This window comes from Bacillus yapensis (assembly GCF_005280205.1).
GTDB classification, from domain to species: Bacteria; Bacillota; Bacilli; order Bacillales; family Cytobacillaceae; genus Robertmurraya; species Robertmurraya yapensis.
Map to the genome: position 1 here is coordinate 26,714 of NZ_SUND01000014.1, position 18,940 is coordinate 45,653.

The 18,940-nt window shown below is 37.3% G+C and carries 20 protein-coding genes; 10 read left to right on the forward strand and 10 right to left on the reverse strand.

All coding sequences use genetic code 11. From position 1 onward, the window contains the following. Positions 1 to 20: 20 nt before the first annotated feature. Positions 21 to 152 (reverse strand): sporulation histidine kinase inhibitor Sda, encoded by a 132-nt coding sequence (gene sda, locus FAR12_RS16100; protein ID WP_126409836.1) that lies wholly within the window; start codon positions 150 to 152, stop codon positions 21 to 23. A gap of 162 nt (positions 153 to 314) precedes the next feature. Between sda and FAR12_RS16105 the strand changes: the two genes are divergently transcribed. The 5 genes from FAR12_RS16105 to crcB (FAR12_RS16130) all read left to right on the forward strand — a co-directional run bounded on the left by FAR12_RS16105 (position 315) and on the right by crcB (FAR12_RS16130) (position 3,281). Continuing rightward, positions 315 to 1,169, forward strand: coding sequence for a gamma-glutamylcyclotransferase family protein (locus FAR12_RS16105; RefSeq protein ID WP_126409837.1), 855 nt, complete (start codon positions 315 to 317; stop codon positions 1,167 to 1,169). A 333-nt stretch (positions 1,170 to 1,502) separates the two neighbouring features. Further along, on the forward strand, positions 1,503 to 1,709 hold the full coding sequence (locus tag FAR12_RS16115) for a DUF6501 family protein (RefSeq protein ID WP_126409839.1): 207 nt from the start codon (positions 1,503 to 1,505) through the stop codon (positions 1,707 to 1,709). Between the two features lie 142 nt (positions 1,710 to 1,851). Then, a complete protein-coding gene (locus FAR12_RS16120) occupies positions 1,852 to 2,538 on the forward strand; it encodes a YfjL-like protein (protein WP_126409840.1) in 687 nt (228 codons plus the stop codon). A 15-nt stretch (positions 2,539 to 2,553) separates the two neighbouring features. Then, positions 2,554 to 2,931 carry a fluoride efflux transporter CrcB gene (gene crcB, locus FAR12_RS16125; RefSeq protein WP_126409841.1) on the forward strand — a complete coding sequence of 126 codons (378 nt, stop codon included), beginning with the start codon at positions 2,554 to 2,556 and terminating at the stop codon, positions 2,929 to 2,931. After that, positions 2,928 to 3,281, forward strand: coding sequence for a fluoride efflux transporter CrcB (gene crcB, locus FAR12_RS16130; protein WP_281275688.1), 354 nt, complete (start codon positions 2,928 to 2,930; stop codon positions 3,279 to 3,281). Before crcB (FAR12_RS16125) ends, crcB (FAR12_RS16130) begins: the two co-directional genes overlap by 4 nt. Positions 3,282 to 3,311: 30 nt before the next feature. On the opposite strand, the gene yidC is transcribed toward crcB (FAR12_RS16130), so the two are convergent. Both yidC and FAR12_RS16140 read right to left on the reverse strand, forming a co-directional pair. Further along, on the reverse strand, positions 3,312 to 4,076 hold the full coding sequence (gene yidC, locus FAR12_RS16135; protein ID WP_126409843.1) for a membrane protein insertase YidC: 765 nt from the start codon (positions 4,074 to 4,076) through the stop codon (positions 3,312 to 3,314). A gap of 454 nt (positions 4,077 to 4,530) precedes the next feature. Next, a complete protein-coding gene (locus FAR12_RS16140; RefSeq protein WP_126409844.1) occupies positions 4,531 to 5,103 on the reverse strand; it encodes a biotin transporter BioY in 573 nt (190 codons plus the stop codon). Positions 5,104 to 5,340: 237 nt separating this feature from the next. Between FAR12_RS16140 and FAR12_RS16145 the strand changes: the two genes are divergently transcribed. Genes FAR12_RS16145 through nadE form a run of 3 tightly spaced genes read left to right on the forward strand, consistent with a single transcriptional unit; the run spans position 5,341 to position 8,607 of the window. Then, positions 5,341 to 6,249, forward strand: a complete 909-nt coding sequence (locus FAR12_RS16145; RefSeq protein ID WP_126409845.1) for a cysteine hydrolase family protein — start codon at positions 5,341 to 5,343, stop codon at positions 6,247 to 6,249. Positions 6,250 to 6,291: 42 nt separating this feature from the next. Beyond that, positions 6,292 to 7,761 carry a nicotinate phosphoribosyltransferase gene (locus tag FAR12_RS16150; protein WP_126409846.1) on the forward strand — a complete coding sequence of 490 codons (1,470 nt, stop codon included), beginning with the start codon at positions 6,292 to 6,294 and terminating at the stop codon, positions 7,759 to 7,761. A 24-nt stretch (positions 7,762 to 7,785) separates the two neighbouring features. Next, a complete protein-coding gene (nadE, locus tag FAR12_RS16155) occupies positions 7,786 to 8,607 on the forward strand; it encodes an NAD(+) synthase (protein ID WP_126409847.1) in 822 nt (273 codons plus the stop codon). 43 nt (positions 8,608 to 8,650) lie between these two features. Here the strand turns inward: nadE and pflA are convergent, their stop codons facing one another. The 6 genes from pflA to FAR12_RS16185 form a co-directional block, all read right to left on the reverse strand. Next, the gene (pflA, locus tag FAR12_RS16160; RefSeq protein ID WP_126409848.1) at positions 8,651 to 9,385 is read right to left on the reverse strand and encodes a pyruvate formate-lyase-activating protein; all 735 of its coding nucleotides are present in this window, start codon (positions 9,383 to 9,385) and stop codon (positions 8,651 to 8,653) included. 71 nt (positions 9,386 to 9,456) lie between these two features. After that, on the reverse strand, positions 9,457 to 11,682 hold the full coding sequence (gene pflB, locus FAR12_RS16165) for a formate C-acetyltransferase (protein ID WP_126409849.1): 2,226 nt from the start codon (positions 11,680 to 11,682) through the stop codon (positions 9,457 to 9,459). Positions 11,683 to 11,935: 253 nt separating this feature from the next. Beyond that, positions 11,936 to 12,382 carry a cupredoxin domain-containing protein gene (locus FAR12_RS16170; RefSeq protein ID WP_126409850.1) on the reverse strand — a complete coding sequence of 149 codons (447 nt, stop codon included), beginning with the start codon at positions 12,380 to 12,382 and terminating at the stop codon, positions 11,936 to 11,938. Between the two features lie 114 nt (positions 12,383 to 12,496). After that, the gene (gene modB / locus FAR12_RS16175) at positions 12,497 to 13,153 is read right to left on the reverse strand and encodes a molybdate ABC transporter permease subunit (protein WP_126409851.1); all 657 of its coding nucleotides are present in this window, start codon (positions 13,151 to 13,153) and stop codon (positions 12,497 to 12,499) included. Further along, positions 13,150 to 13,926, reverse strand: coding sequence for a molybdate ABC transporter substrate-binding protein (modA, locus tag FAR12_RS16180; RefSeq protein ID WP_126409852.1), 777 nt, complete (start codon positions 13,924 to 13,926; stop codon positions 13,150 to 13,152). The genes modB and modA overlap by 4 nt, the downstream gene beginning before the upstream one ends. Before the next feature lie 145 nt (positions 13,927 to 14,071). Beyond that, positions 14,072 to 14,314, reverse strand: a complete 243-nt coding sequence (locus FAR12_RS16185; protein ID WP_126409853.1) for a YkuS family protein — start codon at positions 14,312 to 14,314, stop codon at positions 14,072 to 14,074. Positions 14,315 to 14,420: 106 nt separating this feature from the next. On the opposite strand from FAR12_RS16185, the gene FAR12_RS16190 reads away from it, so the two are divergent. Next, the gene (locus tag FAR12_RS16190) at positions 14,421 to 14,552 is read left to right on the forward strand and encodes a YuzL family protein (RefSeq protein ID WP_126409854.1); all 132 of its coding nucleotides are present in this window, start codon (positions 14,421 to 14,423) and stop codon (positions 14,550 to 14,552) included. 44 nt (positions 14,553 to 14,596) lie between these two features. On the opposite strand, the gene FAR12_RS16195 is transcribed toward FAR12_RS16190, so the two are convergent. Then, positions 14,597 to 16,213 carry an ABC-F family ATP-binding cassette domain-containing protein gene (locus FAR12_RS16195; protein WP_126409855.1) on the reverse strand — a complete coding sequence of 539 codons (1,617 nt, stop codon included), beginning with the start codon at positions 16,211 to 16,213 and terminating at the stop codon, positions 14,597 to 14,599. A gap of 155 nt (positions 16,214 to 16,368) precedes the next feature. Here FAR12_RS16195 and FAR12_RS16200 point away from each other — a divergent pair, with 155 nt between their 5' ends. Further along, complete coding sequence (locus tag FAR12_RS16200) at positions 16,369 to 18,741, forward strand: penicillin acylase family protein (RefSeq protein ID WP_126409856.1); 2,373 nt, start codon at positions 16,369 to 16,371, stop codon at positions 18,739 to 18,741. The last annotated feature ends 199 nt before the right edge of the window (positions 18,742 to 18,940 follow it).

An 18,940-nucleotide genomic window follows, 5' to 3' on the forward strand; every position in this document is an offset into this window, starting at 1 on the left:
TAAACGGTGGTTTTTTAATCTTAGTTTTTGATGGGTTTTAGCCCGCGTCTTCTGATTTCATTCATTAAAATTCTTGCCCATTCCTTATCCTTTCCCGACTTCAATGCATCACGATACGAGACAATTAACATTTCGTTACTCATAATCTTCATAGTGCATACCTCCTGGTAAAGGATTGTTAAAGCTATGTTAATCCATTGTAAAGGATTTTCGAGGTAATGAAAACCATTTTAACTAAATTTTCAGAAAAAAGTTTATTCTTTTGTTGGATATAAGGTAAAATAGGGATATCTTAGCTGGCTGGGGGGAAAAGTGTGAAAGTATTTGTTTACGGTACCTTAAGAAAACATGGAAGATATCATCATTTATTAGATGGAAACCCTTGTTTAGCTGAACAGGCGTGGACCTACGGTGAGCTATTTGATACTGGCCATGGCTACCCGGCGATGAAAAGGTCCAATCAACATAAGGTATATGGGGAAATCTACGAGATTGATGATACAACTCTATTTAAGTTAGATATTCTAGAAGACTATGAGGAAGGCAGAGAGGATAATGAGTACGATAGAATAACTGTTGATGTATTCACTGATAGCGGTTCCCATAGGTGCTTTGTTTATATAGAAAATCAGGCTGGATTAGGAAAGGTCGCGGTCCCACATGGAGATTGGAAATTACATCATCTAATTGAGACTAAACCAAGATCGATCTATTATTTTGCTTACGGCTCATGTATGGACACAGAGAGATTTGTTAAAGCGAATGTTGATCATTACTTTGACAATGTGATAGGTGCTAGTCTACTAAACGGGTATTCGATGAAGTATCTATTTGCTGTTGAGGATGGTGGCAGAGCCGACATTATTGAAGATGGGGAATTAACAGAAGGAATATTATACGAAATTCCATATGAGGGAGTCGAATATTTATTTGAAAGAGAAGGGTTTTACGGTGGATGGTATCGTCCAACCTTCGTAGATGTGACCATCAATCATCAATTATATACGGATGTCTTAACTTTCCATGTCTATGAAAAACAGGCTGAACAAGCGCCCCCGGCCCATTATGCAAAGGAAATATTAAGAGGTTCGAAAGGCAGAGTTAGTTCAGAATATTATCAGAAACTTGAAAATGAATTAGCTAGACTTGGATGCATTGTAGAATTTTAAGAAATACTTTTTAAGAAAAATGTTTCAAACAAGCAACAGAAGTGGTAAATGAAATTAACCCCTTTAAGAAAGAAGGTTAGTTTCATGAAGCTATTTGCTGAAAATGGCTATTATGAAGTGATGTATAAAAATAGATGTTATCCCTTTTTGGAATTTATCCGAATAGATACAATTTGCGAACGTACTTATGTAACTTTAAAAAATATCATAACCGGTGAAATCTTTACATTTGAAGAAGAGAAAGTAACAAGAATCCGAAAAAAACTTTTGTTGCGTGACATCAAACTATTTCACTATAATAGGAATTAGATACACATTGAAGGAGCTGTCATTATGAAACATTTAACATGGAACGATACAGAAACAATTAAAACAGTAAAGTGTGTGCATACAAATGCTGAAAAATATATTGTAAACAATGCCTTAACTGTTGGAAAAATGTATGAAGTAAAAAATGAGACGGAAGAGTTTTATTTTATCGTTGACAATAGCGGAAAAGTTGGCGGTTTTTACAAAGATTATTTTGAAACTGCTGAATAAGTCTCTGAACATTCTTGGAAATAGGCATTAGTAAATGTGGAACTGTGTATACAGTTCCCTTTTTATTTTGTATGAATTAATATATTGCTCTTTTACATTTATAGTGTAAAATTACACTATAAATGTAAAAGGTGGGAAAAGTATGTCTATGTCCATTAAAAAATTCTTTGTGGTAGTTTCAATTGTATTATTTGGAGTATTTCTATTTTTTTACATAACCTTTGCAGGTCTTCCTTGGAAGAAATGGTTCATCGGAAATGAAGCACTCGCCTATTTAGAAAATAAATATAAAGAAGAGTTTGTAATTGAAGATCGATATTACAATTTCAAGGATGCAAAGTACAGTATTACGGCTCATCCTTTAAAAAATCCGTCTATAAGCTTTAATGCTGGAGAAGCTGGGATTAAAAACGAGTATTTTGATTACTATCCTGAGGCGATCTGGACCATGCAGGCAGAAGGTGATTTTAAGGATATTGTAAAAGAAACGTTTCCTAATTTACGGCGTTATAATGTGAATACTGTGTTTGGTGAAGGTGATAAGTTAGTTTATCAAACAAAGATTCCGGATTATATTACGGCAAAAGCTTTTGTTGACATCCTAGTTATTTTGCCTGACAAGTTTGTGGAATCAAATGCGGAATATAAAAAAATGCTTTCTCTCATTAATTTTGTTCGTGAAAAAGATGGTAATATTCATATTTTCATTGCCTATGAACCAAATGAGGATTATGCTAGTGACACGGTTTACTTTACCTTTTCTAATGCAGAAATACATAAGATTAAAACGATTGAGGATGTAGAGAAATATGGTACTAATTTAGAATAAGAGTTGGTGTTTTAATTGAAGGTATATTTATATGTTGGTCTAGGAGGAGCAGTGGGTAGCGTATTGCGTTACGGGGTTGGACTCGCATCTTTGCAGCTATTCGGTACTGGTTTCCCATTCGGTACAATTTTAATTAATATAATTGGGGCATTTATTCTCGGCTGGTTGACAGCTAAAGTCATTCATCCTCATGTGCGAGCAGCAATCGGAACGGGTTTAATAGGATCGTTTACAACCTTTTCGACATTAAGTGTAGATGTTGTTAATCTAATACATGGTGGAAAATTATTATTGGCAGCAACCTATATCTTTGTGAGTCTATTTGGTGGCTTACTTTTTGCAGCCTTTGGTTTTCGAATAGGCGAGCAAAAGGAAGTAGGTGAAGGGCACTGACATGGGTATTAGTAGCAATAGGCGGTTTCTTTGGTGCTATGAGTAGATTTTATGTCGGGAATGTAGCGAAAAAAAGATTTGCTACAGATTTTCCAATCGGAACAATTTGTGTGAACCTATTCGGTTCTTTTCTCCTCGGATACTTATTTACCGCACCTTTTGAAAAAGAGATTTATACTCTTTTTGGAGTCGGATTTTTAGGAGCTTTTACGACGTTTTCGACGATGAGTGTAGAAGCTATTCAATTGTTGTTTGCAAAAAAGTTTTCCCTTTCATTTGTCTACTTGGCACTTACATATATTTTAGGGGTTCTTCTAGCGTTTCTCGGATATTTTATAGGTAACAATTAAGGACCTGCTAATCATAGCAGGTCCAACTTTTTATTTGCTTATTGCTTGAGCTTTAGGAGTTTTATAGAGAACTCTAGCTAACCAAGTTTGGAAAATCAAAAAGATTCCTCCGACCGTCCAATATAAAGGGAGAGCGGCTGGGGCATTCAGTGAGACGATGACGATCATAACAGGCGATAATAAGCCCATTATTTTTATTTGCCCTTGTTGCTCTTTTGGAATGTTGGACATCGTCACTCTAAATTGTAAAAAGTATACAATCCCTGCAATGGCAGTCAGGATGATATCAGGTTGACCAAGACTAAACCAGAGAAATGAATGGCTGGCAATCTCGGTTGAACTTCTGATTGCATAATAAAATCCCATTAAAATTGGCATCTGTATGAGCATTGGTAAGCATCCCATTGATAATGGATTGACCCCATGCTTTTTATATAGGCCAAACATTTCTTGTTGAAGCTTTTGCTGTTCTTGTTGGTCTTTTGTAGCTTTAATCTTTTTTTGAATCACTTCAAGCTCAGGCTTAAGGACTTCCATTTTCACTTTCATTTCTTGTTGCTTCTTTGATTGTTTTAACATCAAAGGCATTAGAATGAGGCGGATAAGTAAAGTAATACAGATGATGGATAAACCATAATTCCCATGAAAGAGCTCAGCGATTGCGTGTATTGCACTGGCAAAAGGACTCACAAAAAATGTGTTAAAGAAGCCCGTATCACTTCCGTTTTGAGCGGAACAAGCTGATAGAAAGATAGTACCCAATATAACAATGAAAAGCTTTAATTTGTGTTTCATAAATCGATTTCCTCCAATTGTGTAAGTTTAGTATTGTAGGTTTTGGAGAAAATCGATAGAATCCTCATCGTTACTCGAGCTTACTTTCTTCCTTATATATCTTAAAATCCATGTAATGATATTGTTAAAAGATTTCTTAGCAGTTTTATAATAATGACCTGAAACAAAAAAGCATTTATCTTCGAATGTTTGATTCGAGGTAGTAAACTGATACTCAATATTCCAAATCCAGATCATTCTTATTAGAATGAGAAAGAGACCACCGTATACTGAATATATGGTAGATAAACTCGTTAAATCTAATTCAGGGTCAAACATATATTCACCTCTTATTTAGCACCTCTTAAAGTATAAGAGCAGTAGTACATAAAAGCAATACTAGTATATACGATCCAAAAGGGAAAAAGATTCATTAAAAAAGAGTTGCCGTGTGTACGACAACTCTACTAATGTTTTATGCTGATTGTTTTATATCATGTGAAAAAAGCAATTTAGCAGATAACAACCGTTTTCTGACGAGTGTGCCAATCCACGAAGCAAGAACTGCTTTAATAACGCCAACAATAAGAAATGGAGTAAAACCACTTGCAAGTGCAGCTGTCCATGATAAATCGGCAGAAATTTTTAACCAAACAGTACCAAAAATTAAAGTAATTAACATTCCAATAATGTTGGCAATCGTAGCAATTTTAAAGGTGAATCCGAACTTCTCCATTAATAATCCCATAATTAGAGTCGCTGGAATAAATCCTACTAGGAAACCTCCAGTTGGTCCAACTAGCTTTGAGACTCCAGCAGAGAACTCTGCAAATACAGGAACACCAACAGAGCCAATTACTAAATATAATAAAACAGAAAGAGTACCATAACGGGCTCCTAAAATTGTAGCTGCAAGACCGATCGCCAATGTTTGACCAGTGATTGGCACAAGAGGAAGTGGAATGGTCAATTGAGCCAGTACGCCTATAATCGCTGCGAATAAAGCTGTAATAATCATTGTCCTAAGCTTGATTTGTTCCTTACTCATACATCTGCTCCTTTCATATGTTAACCGTTATGTATTTTTAGTTTACATTTAAAACTATAAAGATAACTGAAAAATATGTCAATCACTTTTTTGAAGGAATCACGGGGCCATACAACGTTTTCTTAGTTGTGGTATTATAATAGGCAATGGGAAAAATGTAGCAAATACCCTTTCAAAAATGTTAATATTTTTTATTATAGAATAGCTAAAGTTTGACTAAGTCCAAGGGGGAAGACGATGTTAAAAACTAATTTTGAAGAAATTGTAGATTTAACAGCAGTTGGAGGACAAAATCCCAAAACGTTAAACGACATTTTAAGATTAGCGGCTTCGGAAGACATTGCTTCATCTAACAAGGATAAAGAAAAGGTATTGTTTGTCGGAATTGATTTACAAAATGATTTTATGGAAAATGGGGAACTACCCGTACCAAACTCTTTTAAGGATATAGAAAATACGACAAAGTTTCTTTACCACAACATTGAGAAGATCACGACGATTGCGGTCTCGCTTGATACTCATTCCCCACAGCAAATTTTTCACCCAAGCTGGTGGGTAGATAACGAAGGAAAACACCCTGAACCTTACACGATTATCTCAGAAGAAGATATCGTCAATGGAAAATGGATGGCCGTTGAGAAACAAGAAGAAAGCTTGGAATACGTTCGCCAGTTAGAGAAACAAGGTAGAATGAAACTATGCATTTGGACATTTCATTGCATTGAAGGAACATTTGGTGCCGCATTAGAAGGGCAATTTTCCAATATAATTCATTTTCATTCGGTGGCAAGAAAGTCTCCAATACATAAAATTGTAAAAGGGAAAGATCCATTAAGTGAAATGTACGGAATCATCAAGCCTGAATATAACAAAAACAACTTCGTTAATTCAGAATTTCTTGAGATGTTAAAAGGATATGATAAAATTCTTGTTGCAGGGGAAGCAAAATCCCATTGTGTACTTGAATCTTTACGTCAAATTTTAGAGCATTATCAGGATGACTTAGCTATGACCTCGAAAATCTTTGTACTAGAGGATTGCATGAGTTCAATCCCAGGCTTTGAAGAAAATGCTGAAATAGCTTTGAAGGAATTTAAACAGTTATATAACATTAATATTGTACGTTCCAATGAATTGAATTTATAGAATCTGGAACTATATTTAAGAATTTGAAAGAAGGAAATATTTATGATTAATCAATACCCAGATGATAGCTTAACTTTACATACTGATTTATATCAAATCAACATGGCTGAGACGTATTGGGAGGATGGCATCCATAATCGCAAAGCTGTGTTTGAAGTATATTTTCGGAAGCTACCATTTGGAAATGGTTATGCCATTTTTGCGGGACTGGAGCGAATTATTGAATACATTCAGCAATTTCGTTTCACAGAAACAGATATTGAGTATTTGAGAAATGAAGTCGGTTATAAAGAGGATTTTATCGAATACTTAAAGACTTTACGCTTTACTGGTAATATACGCTCGGTTGTTGAAGGCGAACTTGTATTTGGGAATGAACCATTAATTAGGGTTGAGGCACCTCTAGCAGAAGCTCAATTAGTGGAAACAGCGCTACTTAACATTGTGAATTACCAAACATTAATTGCCACGAAAGCTTCTCGGATTAAGCATGTGGTTGGCGATGAAGTGGTGATGGAATTTGGTACAAGGAGAGCCCAAGAGCTAGATGCAGCGATCTGGGGAACAAGAGCTGCTTTTATTGGTGGATGTAGCTCTACGTCTAACGTTCGAGCAGGAAAAAAATTTGGCATACCTGTGGCTGGTACACATGCCCATTCATTAATCCAAGCATATAAAGATGAATATACTGCCTTTCATAAATATGCACGTCGACATAAAGATTGTGTATTTTTAGTTGATACGTACGACACGATAAAATCCGGTGTACCAAATGCCATTAAAGTAGCCAAAGAGCTTGGGGATAAAATCAACTTTGTTGGTATTCGCTTGGATAGTGGAGATTTGGCGTATCTTTCTAAAAAGGCGCGAAAAATGCTGGATGAGGCAGGTTATCCGAATGCAAGAATCGTCGCTTCCAATGATTTAGACGAATACACAATCATCAATTTAAAAGCACAGGGTGCGAAGATTGATACTTGGGGGATTGGAACGAAGCTGATTACCGCTTTTGATCAAGCGGCATTGGGTGCAGTCTATAAACTCGTTTCAATTGAAGATGAAAATGGAGACATGCAAGATACGATTAAAATTAGCGGTAATCCTGAAAAGGTTTCGACTCCTGGTTTAAAAAGAGTTTATCGTATTATCAATCAAATAAATCATAAATCAGAAGGGGACTATATTGCGCTTGAAGACGAACGTCCTCAAGAAGAGTCACCTTTAAAAATGTTCCATCCAGTGCATACGTATGTGAGTAAATTTGTCACAGATTTTGAGGCGAAGGAATTGCATCAAGATGTATTTAAGGATGGAAAACTTGTGTATGATTCTCCGTCCATTTGGGATATGCAAAAATACGCAGTAGAGAATTTAGATTTACTTTGGGAGGAGTACAAGCGTACACTCAATCCAGAGGAGTATCCAGTTGATTTAAGTCAGAAATGCTGGGATAACAAAATCAAAAATATCCAAGAAGTTAAAGACAAGCTTAAAAAGGATACGACGGTATAAATAAACGAAGGAGGGCGTCTTGTTATGAATTTACAGCAGCAGATTATGAAGGAATTATTTGTAAATCCAGATATAATTCCAAAGGAAGAAATCAGAAAGCGGGTTGACTTTTTAAAGTCTTATTTAAAGAAAACAAAGGCAAATGGTTATGTTCTTGGTATTAGTGGTGGCCAGGATTCTTCGTTAGCAGGAAGACTAGCTCAGCTTGCAGTAGAAGAGCTTCGTGCGGAAGATTATAATGCTACATTTGTAGCAGTACGTCTTCCATATGGTGTTCAAAAGGATGAAGAGGACGCACAAAGAGCTTTACGTTTTATCAAACCAGATAAGTCATATACATTTAATGTTCAGGCGGCCGTTGATGCGGTTAAAGCTGAATATGATGAAAGCATCCCTGGAGAAGAGCTACGAGACTATCACAAAGGAAATGTTAAGGCTCGGATGAGAATGATTGCTCAATATGCTGTTGGTGGTCAGGAAAATCTACTTGTCATTGGAACGGATCATGCAGCTGAGGCTGTGACAGGTTTTTTCACCAAGTATGGCGATGGGGGAGCAGACATTCTGCCCCTAACTGGATTGTCTAAGCGTCAAGGAAAAGCGTTATTACAAGAGTTGAATGCAGAGGAAGCTATTTATTTGAAGGTTCCAACGGCTGACCTTCTCGATAATACTCCTGGACAAGCTGATGAAACAGAGCTTGGCATTACATACGATCAATTAGATGATTACTTAGAGGGTAAAACAGTACCTGCTGATGTTGCAGAAAAAATTGAGAAACGCTATTTAGTAACCATGCATAAGAGACAACTACCAGCAACGATGTTTGATGAGTGGTGGAAATAGAAAAAAGGGCCAACTGCAATTTTAATGCAGTTGGCCCTTTTTATTAGACGAGTTTCTCTGTAAGCAGTTTTTGAGCAAAAGCTGTTTTCTCTTCACATGGCGGTTGGATATCCTTTAGTGGATATTCCATGCCTAAGGCTTCCCATTTATATACACCGAGCTGATGGTAGGGAAGGACCTCTACTTTTTGTACATTATTTAATGTACCGATAAAAGCTCCTAAATTTCTTAAATCCTCTTCGTCATCTGTAACAGTAGGTACTAGGACATGACGGACCCAAATAGGAACATTGTTATCAGATAGATAACGAGCAAATTCTAGTATATGGTCGTTTGCCATCCCAGTTAGCTTTTTATGTTTTTTACGATCGATATGCTTTAAATCAAGCAAAATTAAATCAGTATAGCTTAAAAGCTCTTTTAAATTTTTCTGAAAAAGGTCAGCATGGGAGAAGCATCCGCCAGAGGAGTCGATTGTTGTATGAATCCCAAGCTTTTTACACTCTTTAAACAGTTCAATGAGAAAAGGGAGCTGTAATAAAGGTTCTCCACCAGATACTGTAATTCCACCACCAGATGCCTCAATGAAAGGAAGATAGGATTTTAAATCATCAATGATTTCGGAAACAGACATTTGCTTGCCAATCCCAATTTCCCAAGTATCTGCGTTATGGCAAAACTGACAGCGAAGCAGGCACCCTTGTGTAAATAGACAATAGCGGATACCAGGGCCATCTACTGTTCCAAATGTTTCGATTGAATGAATGTTTCCGTTCATGTTGATTATCTCCTTTCATAATAAGGGGGTGAGAGAGGGGACAAAAATGATTTTGACCCTCTCAATATACCTTATAGTGAACCATGGAAGGTTCTATTTATAACGTCTAGTTGCTGCTCTCTTGTTAGTTTAATAAAGTTTACCGCATAACCAGAAACGCGAATTGTTAATTGTGGGTATTCTTCAGGATGTTCCATTGCATCTAATAATGTTTCACGATTAAAGACGTTCACATTTAAGTGGTGACCTTGCTTCACAGCATATCCGTCTAGAATACTTACTAAGTTTTGAACACGGTTTTCTTCTTCTCTTCCTAAAGCTTTTGGCACGATAGAGAAGGTATTAGAAATTCCGTCCATTGCAGAGCTATATGGTAATTTTGCTACAGATGAAAGGGAAGCAAGTGTACCCTTTGTATCACGCCCATGCATTGGGTTCGCACCTGGTGCAAATGGTTCCCCAGCACGACGGCCATCTGGTGTATTACCTGTTTTCTTACCATACACAACGTTGGATGTAATTGTTAAGATGGACATTGTATGAACGGAGTCACGATATGTTGCATGCTTGCGTAATTTTTTCATAAATGACTCTACGAGTTCAACAGCGATGCTATCTACGCGATCATCGTTGTTACCGTATTTAGGGAAGTCGCCTTCGATTTCAAAATCAATAGCAATACCATTTTCGTCACGAATTGGTTTTACTTTAGCATATTTAATCGCACTCAATGAGTCTGCCACAACGCTTAAACCGGCAATTCCTGTTGCCATTGTACGAAGAATCTTCGTATCATGGAGGGCCATTTCAATACTCTCGTAGCTATATTTGTCATGCATGTAATGGATAATATTTAGAGTATTGATATATAACCCAGCAAGCCATTCCATTGTATTATCAAATTTCGCCATTACTTCTTCATAGTCGAGAACTTCAGAGGTAATTGGGCTGTATTCAGGACCTACTTGAACTTTTTTCATTTCATCTTTGTTGCCGTTGATTGCATAAAGTAGGGCTTTGGCTAAGTTAGCACGAGCGCCAAAGAATTGCATTTGCTTTCCGATTTCCATTGCAGAAACACAGCAAGCAATACCGTAGTCGTCCCCGTATTCAGGTCTCATAATATCATCGTTTTCATATTGAATTGCACTTGTTTCAATTGAGACCTTCGCACAGAATTTTTTAAAGTTCTCAGGAAGTTGTGGTGACCATAGAACAGTTAAATTTGGCTCTGGTGCTGGTCCTAAGTTACTTAAAGTGTGTAAGAAACGGAAAGAGTTCTTTGTAACTAAAGCACGTCCGTCATTTGCCATACCACCAATTGATTCAGTTACCCATGTTGGGTCACCGCTATAAAGCGCGTTGTATTCAGAAGTACGAGAGAATTTCACTAAACGTAGCTTCATAACAAAGTGGTCGACAATTTCTTGTACTTCCTGTTCTGTTAGTGTGCCATTTTGTAAATCTCTTTCAATATAAACGTCAAGGAAGGTTGATACTCTACCTAAACTCATAGCAGCACCGTTTTGTTGTTTTACAGCAGCTAAGTAAGCAAAATATAGCCATTGGAAAGCTTCAATAGTATTGTTAGCTGGCTTAGAAATATCAAAACCATAGCTTAAGGCCATTTGCTTAAGTTCTTTTAATGCACGATATTGTTCGCTAAGTTCCTCACGAAGGCGAATCACATCTTCACTCATAACAGAAGAAGTAGCAGCAAAATCTTTTTGTTTTTCTTGCATTAAGAAGTCGACACCGTATAATGCTACTCGACGATAGTCACCAATAATGCGACCACGTCCGTATGCATCTGGAAGACCGGTGATGATACCAACGCTTCTTGCTTTTCTCATTTCTTCTGTATAAGCATCGAATACACCTTGATTATGTGTTTTGCGATAATCAGTAAAAGTATCCTCAACATCTTTATTAAGTTCAAAACCATATTCTGCTAAAGATTGTTTTGCCATTCTTACTCCACCGAAAGGCTGAAGAGAACGTTTGAATGGTTTGTCAGTTTGAAAACCAACTACTTTTTCAAGGTCCTGATTAAGATAGCCTGGTCCGTGAGAGATGATTGTAGAAACAATTTCTGTATCCATGTCAAGAACGCCACCATTTTCACGTTCTTGCTTCGTTAATTCCATGACTTGGTTCCATAACTTTGTTGTTGCTTCAGTAGGGCCTTGTAAAAAAGTATCTTCTCCTTCATATGGAGAAAAGTTTCTTAAAATAAAATCGCGAACATTAATTTCTTTCTGCCAAACACCTTTAGTAAAACCTTTCCATTGTTCCATCATGAACACCTCTTTATAGTAATTAGTTTGTATAACAGTTAATACAACTTAACTATATTTGAAGTATAACAGATAATATGTGAAATACATCACATAATTTGTGAACGTATTATGAACGTTGAATTAAAGGGAGTTTAATCCGTGTGGGGGATGAGGGAGTAGGAGGAACTGTACTATAACTGTTTATAAAAATGTTAACTATCATAATAATAGTCCAATTCAAGTTTGAATTGGACCTAGGTGAAGGATTTAACTAATCAACGATAATATTTGCGATCATTGGACCACTATTTTCCATGTCTGAATGAGTTAAGCAGACAAGTCTGTAAACTCCTTCTTTTGATAGTTGGAGCTCAACTGTTGTATCCTTTCCTTTTGAAACAGTTCCTTTAATATCTGTTCCTTCAATAATAAAAGGATGTTCATGGCCATTGACTCCATATAAGTGTAGGAGAACTTTTTCATCTTTTCCGACGAAGATTGTGCCAGGGTCCCAACGATAAGCTTCAATCTCTTTTCCATCCTCTGTTGTAGTCTTGAATTCAGTTGTAACGAGATGGATTTCACGAATTTTTTCTTCTTGCCCAATCGTTGCGACAGATCCATCCATGGCAAACAGCCAAAAAGAGCTTACGGCAATAGTAGCGATAATTAGACCGATGAATACGATAGACCGTCTTTTTAATACGATAAAATGCATTTTTTTGCACCTCCTAAAGTTTCCACTACTACTATATGCTTGTCTCTATCCAGAACTTGTCTATAATTTTCATTTGATCACAAAAAAGCCGTCACTTCAGATAAGTGACGGCATTTATTTTATTAAAGAAGACACAAGCAACATGATGAATGAGATGAAGATAGTGACGATAACCCACATCCATGCTAGAGTCATATTCCCAGATTCTAAAGCAACATATATGGCCGTTGGCATCGTTTGCGTGATTCCTGGGAGATTTCCTGCAAACATCAAGGTGGCACCAAATTCACCAAGAGCTCTTGCAAAGCTTAATATTGCTCCGGATATGATGGCTTTATAAGCAAGAGGGAGGGTGATAAAGAGAAAAGATTTCCATTCTGAAGCCCCATCAACTCTCGCTGCATCTTCAATTTCTTTTTCAATAGATAGAAATCCAGTTTTACAAGCTTGATACATGAGCGGGAAGGCTACCACTGTTGACGCAATTACAGCAGCCCACCAAGTAAACATAATCGGTTGATCAAAAAGCGTTTCAATAAAACGACCAATAGGGCTATTAACCCCAAACACGACGATTAGAAGGAACCCAACCACTGTTGGTGGTAAAACAATGGGAAGTAATATGATTGTTTCGATGATTACTTTTCCTCTAAAATTTTTCCGATGCATAAAACCAGCAAATAGATTCCCAATAATAAGAACAAAAATAAGTGCAATTGAAGCAACCTCTACTGAAAGTAAGACGGGTGACCAAAAGGACTCGTTTATCATTTTATCGTACCAAAACCATACTCGTTAAAGATTTCTGTTGAAGTATCATTTTTTAGAAATTCATAAAAGAGGATGGCTGCCTCTTTATTTTTTGTTGATGAAATGATGCCAGCAGGGTATACAATTGGTTCATGGAGATCTTCTGAGATTTCTTCGACAACTTTGATCTTTGAAGATGACAAAGCATCTGTATTGTAAACAAATCCTGCATCGACATTTCCTGTTTCAACATATGTAAGTACTTGCCGCACATCTTTTGTACGGATCAAGGTTTTCGATTGGAGTGAATCCCATAGATTACGAGATATCAATGTTTGTTTTGCATAAAGACCAGCTGGAACAGTCTCAGGTGTCCCGATGGCAATGCGTTCAATAGAAGCATTTTTGAGATCATCTAAGGATGACACTTTGTTTTCCTTTGGTGTAATAAGCACTAAAGAATTCTTAACGAGATTGGCATGATTTGTTTGGTCTATTAATTTTTCCTCAATTAATTCGTTAAAGGGTTCCTCTGCAGCAGAAAAGAATAAATCGACAGGTGCACCTTGTTTTATCTGTTGTTGCAGAGAGCCAGAACCACCGAAGTTCAGAACTACCTTAATATGGCTATGTTCTTTTTCAAATTGATCCTTAATTTCGGTCAAAGATTCATTTAAGCTGGCAGCTGCTGAGATTGTAAGTGTGACATTCTGTTCCTCTTTCTCTTTGGTTGTATCATTACAACCAATAAGGAGAATGAACAAGAGGGGAAGGAGTAAAAGTATGTATTTCATGAATAGAGCCTCCAGACAAGCGGACTAAAGATAATTATATTAGGAATTATAACGAAAAATCCTGAAAAGCGATAGCCATTCTATCTAGTCCGCTCACTCGAAAAAGGAAAAAGAAGACTAATAAGCTTTAGTCTTCTTAGTTCGATTATCGTAAATTCTGTTCAACCTTTTGGCAAACCTCGTCAGCAGATAAGCCATTTGCTTCGATAACTGGACCAGCCATCATCGTATCGTGCATACCCATTACATTCGAATCAATCCCTGTGACAACACAGCAATCACAGCCCTTTGCATCTGATTCTTGACTTAATTGAACTACATCATATCCTTTTTGCCGAAGTGCTTCTTGAACATTCGTTAAAGAATCCTCAACACCAATTTTCGCCATCTTTACACCTCCTCCAATCGATAGAATGTGTATATTTATGGAAAATTATTCGATTGTATAAAAAGGGAATTTTTTTGACAAGGTAAACTCATGGAGGTGTAGAGCAATGTCAAAGCGAAAGAAGGACCCTTCAAAAGTGGGTCTAAGTTCTCCAGAGGTACAAGGACAGGGAACAACGAATCAGGAGATCGATGGAAAGAGTGTTTCATCGTCCAGGAAAAGCACAAAAAAGCCATGATCAAAAAATGAGAGTCTCCTGTATGGAAACTCTCATTTATCATTTTAATACATACTAGCTATTTGCTTTTGAAGCTCTGTATTTTCTAAATACTCATCATAAGTCACTTGCTTATCGACTAGACCGCTTGGTGTAAGTTCCATAATACGATTTGCAATCGTTTGGATGAACTGATGGTCATGAGATGCGAAAATCATTGAGCCTTTAAAGTTAATTAAGCCATTGTTCAGTGCAGTAATAGATTCAAGATCTAAGTGGTTTGTAGGCTCATCTAAAAGAAGGACGTTTGATCCGCTAAGCATCATTTTGGATAGCATACAACGAACTTTTTCTCCTCCTGAAAGGACGCTTGATTTCTTTAATACCTCTTCACCAGAGAAGAGCATTCTTCCTAAGAACCCACGTAGGAAGCTCTCACTTTGGTCGTTCGGCGAGTATTGGCGTAACCAGTCTACTAGATTCAAATCGCTATTTTCAAAATACTCGGAGTTATCCTTTGGGAAATAGGCTTGAGAAGTTGTTACTCCCCATTTGAAAGTACCGCTATCTGGCTCCATTTCACCCATCAATATTTTAAATAGAGTTGTTTTTGCAAGTTCGTTTGCACCAACAAGAGCAATCTTATCGTCTTTGTTCATGACAAAGTTGATGTTATCAAGTACTTTAACGCCATCGATTGTCTTTGTTAATCCTTCAACACGCAGAAGGTCATTTCCAATCTCGCGCTCAGGTGTAAAACCAACATACGGATACTTACGAGAAGATGGTCTAATGTCATCTAATTCAATTTTATCAAGCAATTTTTTACGTGAAGTTGCTTGTTTCGATTTAGAAGCATTTGCACTAAAGCGCGCAATGAAGGCTTGTAATTCTTTAATTTTTTCTTCTTTTTTCTTATTTTGATCTTGAGCCATTCTTGAAGCTAACTGGCTAGATTCGTACCAGAAGTCATAGTTACCAACATAGATTTGAATTTTTCCAAAGTCTAAATCGGCAATATGCGTACAAACTTTATTTAAGAAGTAACGGTCATGGGATACTACGATGACTGTGTTTTCAAAGTTGATAAGGAATTCTTCAAGCCATTGAATTGCTTTAATATCAAGGTGGTTCGTAGGCTCATCTAGTAGTAATACGTCAGGTTTACCGAATAGAGCTTGTGCAAGTAAAACCTTCACTTTTTCTCCACCAGTTATATCCGCCATTTTCTTTGTGTGAAGATCCTCTTCAATTCCAAGCCCTTTTAAAAGGATTGCAGCTTCAGATTCAGCTTCCCAACCGTTTAATTCAGCGAATTCACCTTCAAGTTCAGCAGCTTTCATGCCGTCCTCATCGGTAAAATCTGCTTTCATATAAATCGCGTCTTTTTCTTGCATTACTTGATAGAGACGAGCGTGTCCCATGATAACAACTTTAAGAACTTCTTCTTCTTCGAATTCAAAGTGATTCTGTTTTAAAACGGCTAAACGCTCTCCAGGACCTAAATGTACAGAACCTGATTGAGATTCGATTTCACCAGAGATTATTTTTAGAAAAGTTGATTTTCCAGCACCGTTTGCACCAATTAGGCCATAACAGTTCCCTGGAGTAAACTTAATATTTACATCTTCAAAAAGTTTACGATCACCATAGCGCAAACTTACGTCAGTTACAGTTAACATTTACTACCTCCAAATTTGAACAATATCTCACATTATAACATTTTCACGACAGCAAAGGGAAACTTTTTCCCCAAATAGGAAGGTGCAAATAAAGGAATTTCTCTACAAATAAAGAATTATGTATGAGGGTCAGTAGAATTAAAGGGGGAAATAGAATGGAGGCAACAGTTCCAATAGAGAAACAAAGAGGCAAACGTTGGAAAAAGATTATTGGCTGGACAGTGGGAAGTCTTGTCGTGCTGATAGCGGCGATTGCAATCGGTTTGTACGCTTATATCACACGTTCACATCCACAGATAGATGGGGAAATTCAGCTAACAGGATTACAAGAGCCAGTTGAAGTGGTAAGAGATGAGAATGGAGTACCTCATATCACCGCAAAGAACGAAGAGGACTTATATTTAGCTCAAGGTTATATACAAGCTCAAGATCGCTTATTTCAGATGGACTTAAGCCGAAGGCAAGCATCGGGTCGATTAAGCGAGGTCGTTGGTGAAGCGGCATTGGAAAACGATAAATATTTTTTAACACTAGGACTTAGAAGAGCGGCTGAAAGCTCCTATAATCAGTATTCAGATACAGCCAAACATGTACTCGACAAGTTTGCAGAAGGGGTCAATCTTTATATAAAGGAACTCCAAGAAAGCAATAAGTGGCCAATTGAATTTACAGTGTTGGGCTATGAACCAGAGCCTTGGACACCGGTGGATTCGCTAACTATCGGTAAGTATATGGCATTTGACCTTGGTGGACATTGGGAGGATCAAGCTTTCCGTTACTATTTATTACAAAGCTTCCCTGAGGAAAAAGCGTATGATCTATTTCCATCCTATCCAGAAGATGCACCATACATCATTTCGAAAGACGAGCTAGATATTGAAAAAAGCTTTGCTAGTGCTGTGATTCCACATGAATTTAATGGGAGCAACAACTGGGTAGTAAGCGGGGAAAAAACGAAATCAGGGAAGCCGATTTTAGCAGATGACCCACATTTATCACTCGCAACGCCGGCCATTTGGTATCAAATGCATTTACAAGCACCGTCTGTAAATGTAAGCGGAGTCATTTTTGCCGGAATTCCCGGAATCATACTTGGACATAACGAGCATGTGGCATGGGGAGTAACAAATACAGGACCAGATGTGCAGGATTTATATATTGAAAAAAGAAATCCAGATAACGAATATGAATTTCTTTTTAATGACAATTGGGAAGAAGCATCTGTTGTAAAAGAGGAAATTAAAGTGAAGGACCAAGACCCAGTTGACTATGAAATTGTCATCACGCGACATGGACCGGTGATTTCAGAATTTGCAGGGGAAAGCGGGAAGGATACTGTTCTATCCTTACAGTGGACTGCATTGGAACCATCAAGTGAACTTGAAGCAGTGCTAAATATGAATAAGGCTAAGGACTGGGAACAATTCGAGAAGGCGTTAGAAGGCTTCCATACACCAGCACAGAACTTTGTTTTTGCTTCAACTGATGGAACGATTGCCTACAAGGCCAATGGAAAAATCCCAATCCGTAAAAAAGGGGATGGATTATTGCCAGTACCTGGTTGGACCGATGAGTACGAATGGGTTGATTATATTCCATTTGACGAACTTCCAAGAGTGGTCAATCCAAAAGAAGGTTTTATTTCGACTGCTAATAATAAAGTCATTAATGATGATTATCCGTACCACATTAGTCATGATTGGGCACAGCCTTTTAGACAAATGCGAATTCAGGAATTTATTTCAGCGAAAGACAATATAACAGTAGACGATATGATGAACTTACAAATGGATAAGATGAACTTACAAGCTAGGGAATTTGTTCCTTTATTTGTGGACCTGTTAAAGAATTCTGAGGATGAACAGGTGAAGGAGGCTCTTTCTATTTTAGATAAATGGGATTTTGTTGATAGAGCCGAGCAAGCAGCACCAATGATCTTTAATTTATGGACAAAAGAAATTCAGGATGTCCTTTTTGAAGAGGAAATTCCTGTTGAAACTTTAGAACTATTTGGTGGAAAACGTCAGGCAATTGATGAACTATTAAGAAAAGCGATAGAGGGAGACCCCGGTCCTTGGATTGAAGAGAATGGAGGATTAACAACCGTTTTAGAAGATTCCCTTTTACGAGTATTAGTGGAATTAGAAGATTCCTATGGATCCAATATGGAAAAATGGGAATGGGGAGACTATCATCAAATCTATTTTGCTCATCCACTTTCAAGTGTGCGTCCTTTAAATCTATTATTTAATAGTGGGGGGAAAGTTCCTGTTGGAGGAAGTCCGGTGACGGTTCAAGCTGCGGCATTCAAAGAAGACGGAACCGTGAATCATGGTGCTTCATGGAGATTTGTGGTTGATATGGATGACATCCAAACAGGATACCACCTAGTCGGTCCAGGTCAATCAGGAAATGTCCTCAGTAAATGGTATCAGGATCAATTGGAAAGCTGGGTCGATGGTACGTATCATTCAACCATTCTAAAAGACTATAACGGAAATGCTTTAAATCTAAATCCAAAAAAATAAAACTATTTTTCATTTTTTCATATTTTATTCATATTTCTCAGTTACAATAGAAACATCTAGAACGGTAAAGGAGTTTTGAGAATGGATAAGAAGAAGCTAGTCGATCTTGTTGATCGATTAAAAAAGTCCGGGATTAAAGCGAGTATTACCAAACCGAGATCAAAGACGATCATGATTCTCAAACAACAAACGGCACATT

Excerpts from the sequence above, each read along its gene's own strand:
- yidC (WP_126409843.1), bottom strand. The coding sequence starts at position 4,076 with ATGAAACACAAATTAAAGCTTTTCATTGTTATATTGGGTACTATCTTT.
- nadE (WP_126409847.1), top strand. The coding sequence starts at position 7,786 with ATGAATTTACAGCAGCAGATTATGAAGGAATTATTTGTAAATCCAGAT.
- pflA (WP_126409848.1), bottom strand. The coding sequence starts at position 9,385 with ATGAACGGAAACATTCATTCAATCGAAACATTTGGAACAGTAGATGGC.
- modB (WP_126409851.1), bottom strand. The coding sequence starts at position 13,153 with ATGATAAACGAGTCCTTTTGGTCACCCGTCTTACTTTCAGTAGAGGTT.
- FAR12_RS16190 (WP_126409854.1), top strand. The coding sequence starts at position 14,421 with ATGTCAAAGCGAAAGAAGGACCCTTCAAAAGTGGGTCTAAGTTCTCCA.
- pflB (WP_126409849.1), bottom strand. The coding sequence starts at position 11,682 with ATGGAACAATGGAAAGGTTTTACTAAAGGTGTTTGGCAGAAAGAAATT.
- FAR12_RS16120 (WP_126409840.1), top strand. The coding sequence starts at position 1,852 with ATGTCTATGTCCATTAAAAAATTCTTTGTGGTAGTTTCAATTGTATTA.
- FAR12_RS16140 (WP_126409844.1), bottom strand. The coding sequence starts at position 5,103 with ATGAGTAAGGAACAAATCAAGCTTAGGACAATGATTATTACAGCTTTA.
- FAR12_RS16115 (WP_126409839.1), top strand. The coding sequence starts at position 1,503 with ATGAAACATTTAACATGGAACGATACAGAAACAATTAAAACAGTAAAG.
- FAR12_RS16170 (WP_126409850.1), bottom strand. The coding sequence starts at position 12,382 with ATGCATTTTATCGTATTAAAAAGACGGTCTATCGTATTCATCGGTCTA.
- FAR12_RS16150 (WP_126409846.1), top strand. The coding sequence starts at position 6,292 with ATGATTAATCAATACCCAGATGATAGCTTAACTTTACATACTGATTTA.
- sda (WP_126409836.1), bottom strand. The coding sequence starts at position 152 with ATGAAGATTATGAGTAACGAAATGTTAATTGTCTCGTATCGTGATGCA.
- FAR12_RS16145 (WP_126409845.1), top strand. The coding sequence starts at position 5,341 with ATGTTAAAAACTAATTTTGAAGAAATTGTAGATTTAACAGCAGTTGGA.
- modA (WP_126409852.1), bottom strand. The coding sequence starts at position 13,926 with ATGAAATACATACTTTTACTCCTTCCCCTCTTGTTCATTCTCCTTATT.
- FAR12_RS16185 (WP_126409853.1), bottom strand. The coding sequence starts at position 14,314 with ATGGCGAAAATTGGTGTTGAGGATTCTTTAACGAATGTTCAAGAAGCA.
- FAR12_RS16200 (WP_126409856.1), top strand. The coding sequence starts at position 16,369 with ATGGAGGCAACAGTTCCAATAGAGAAACAAAGAGGCAAACGTTGGAAA.
- FAR12_RS16195 (WP_126409855.1), bottom strand. The coding sequence starts at position 16,213 with ATGTTAACTGTAACTGACGTAAGTTTGCGCTATGGTGATCGTAAACTT.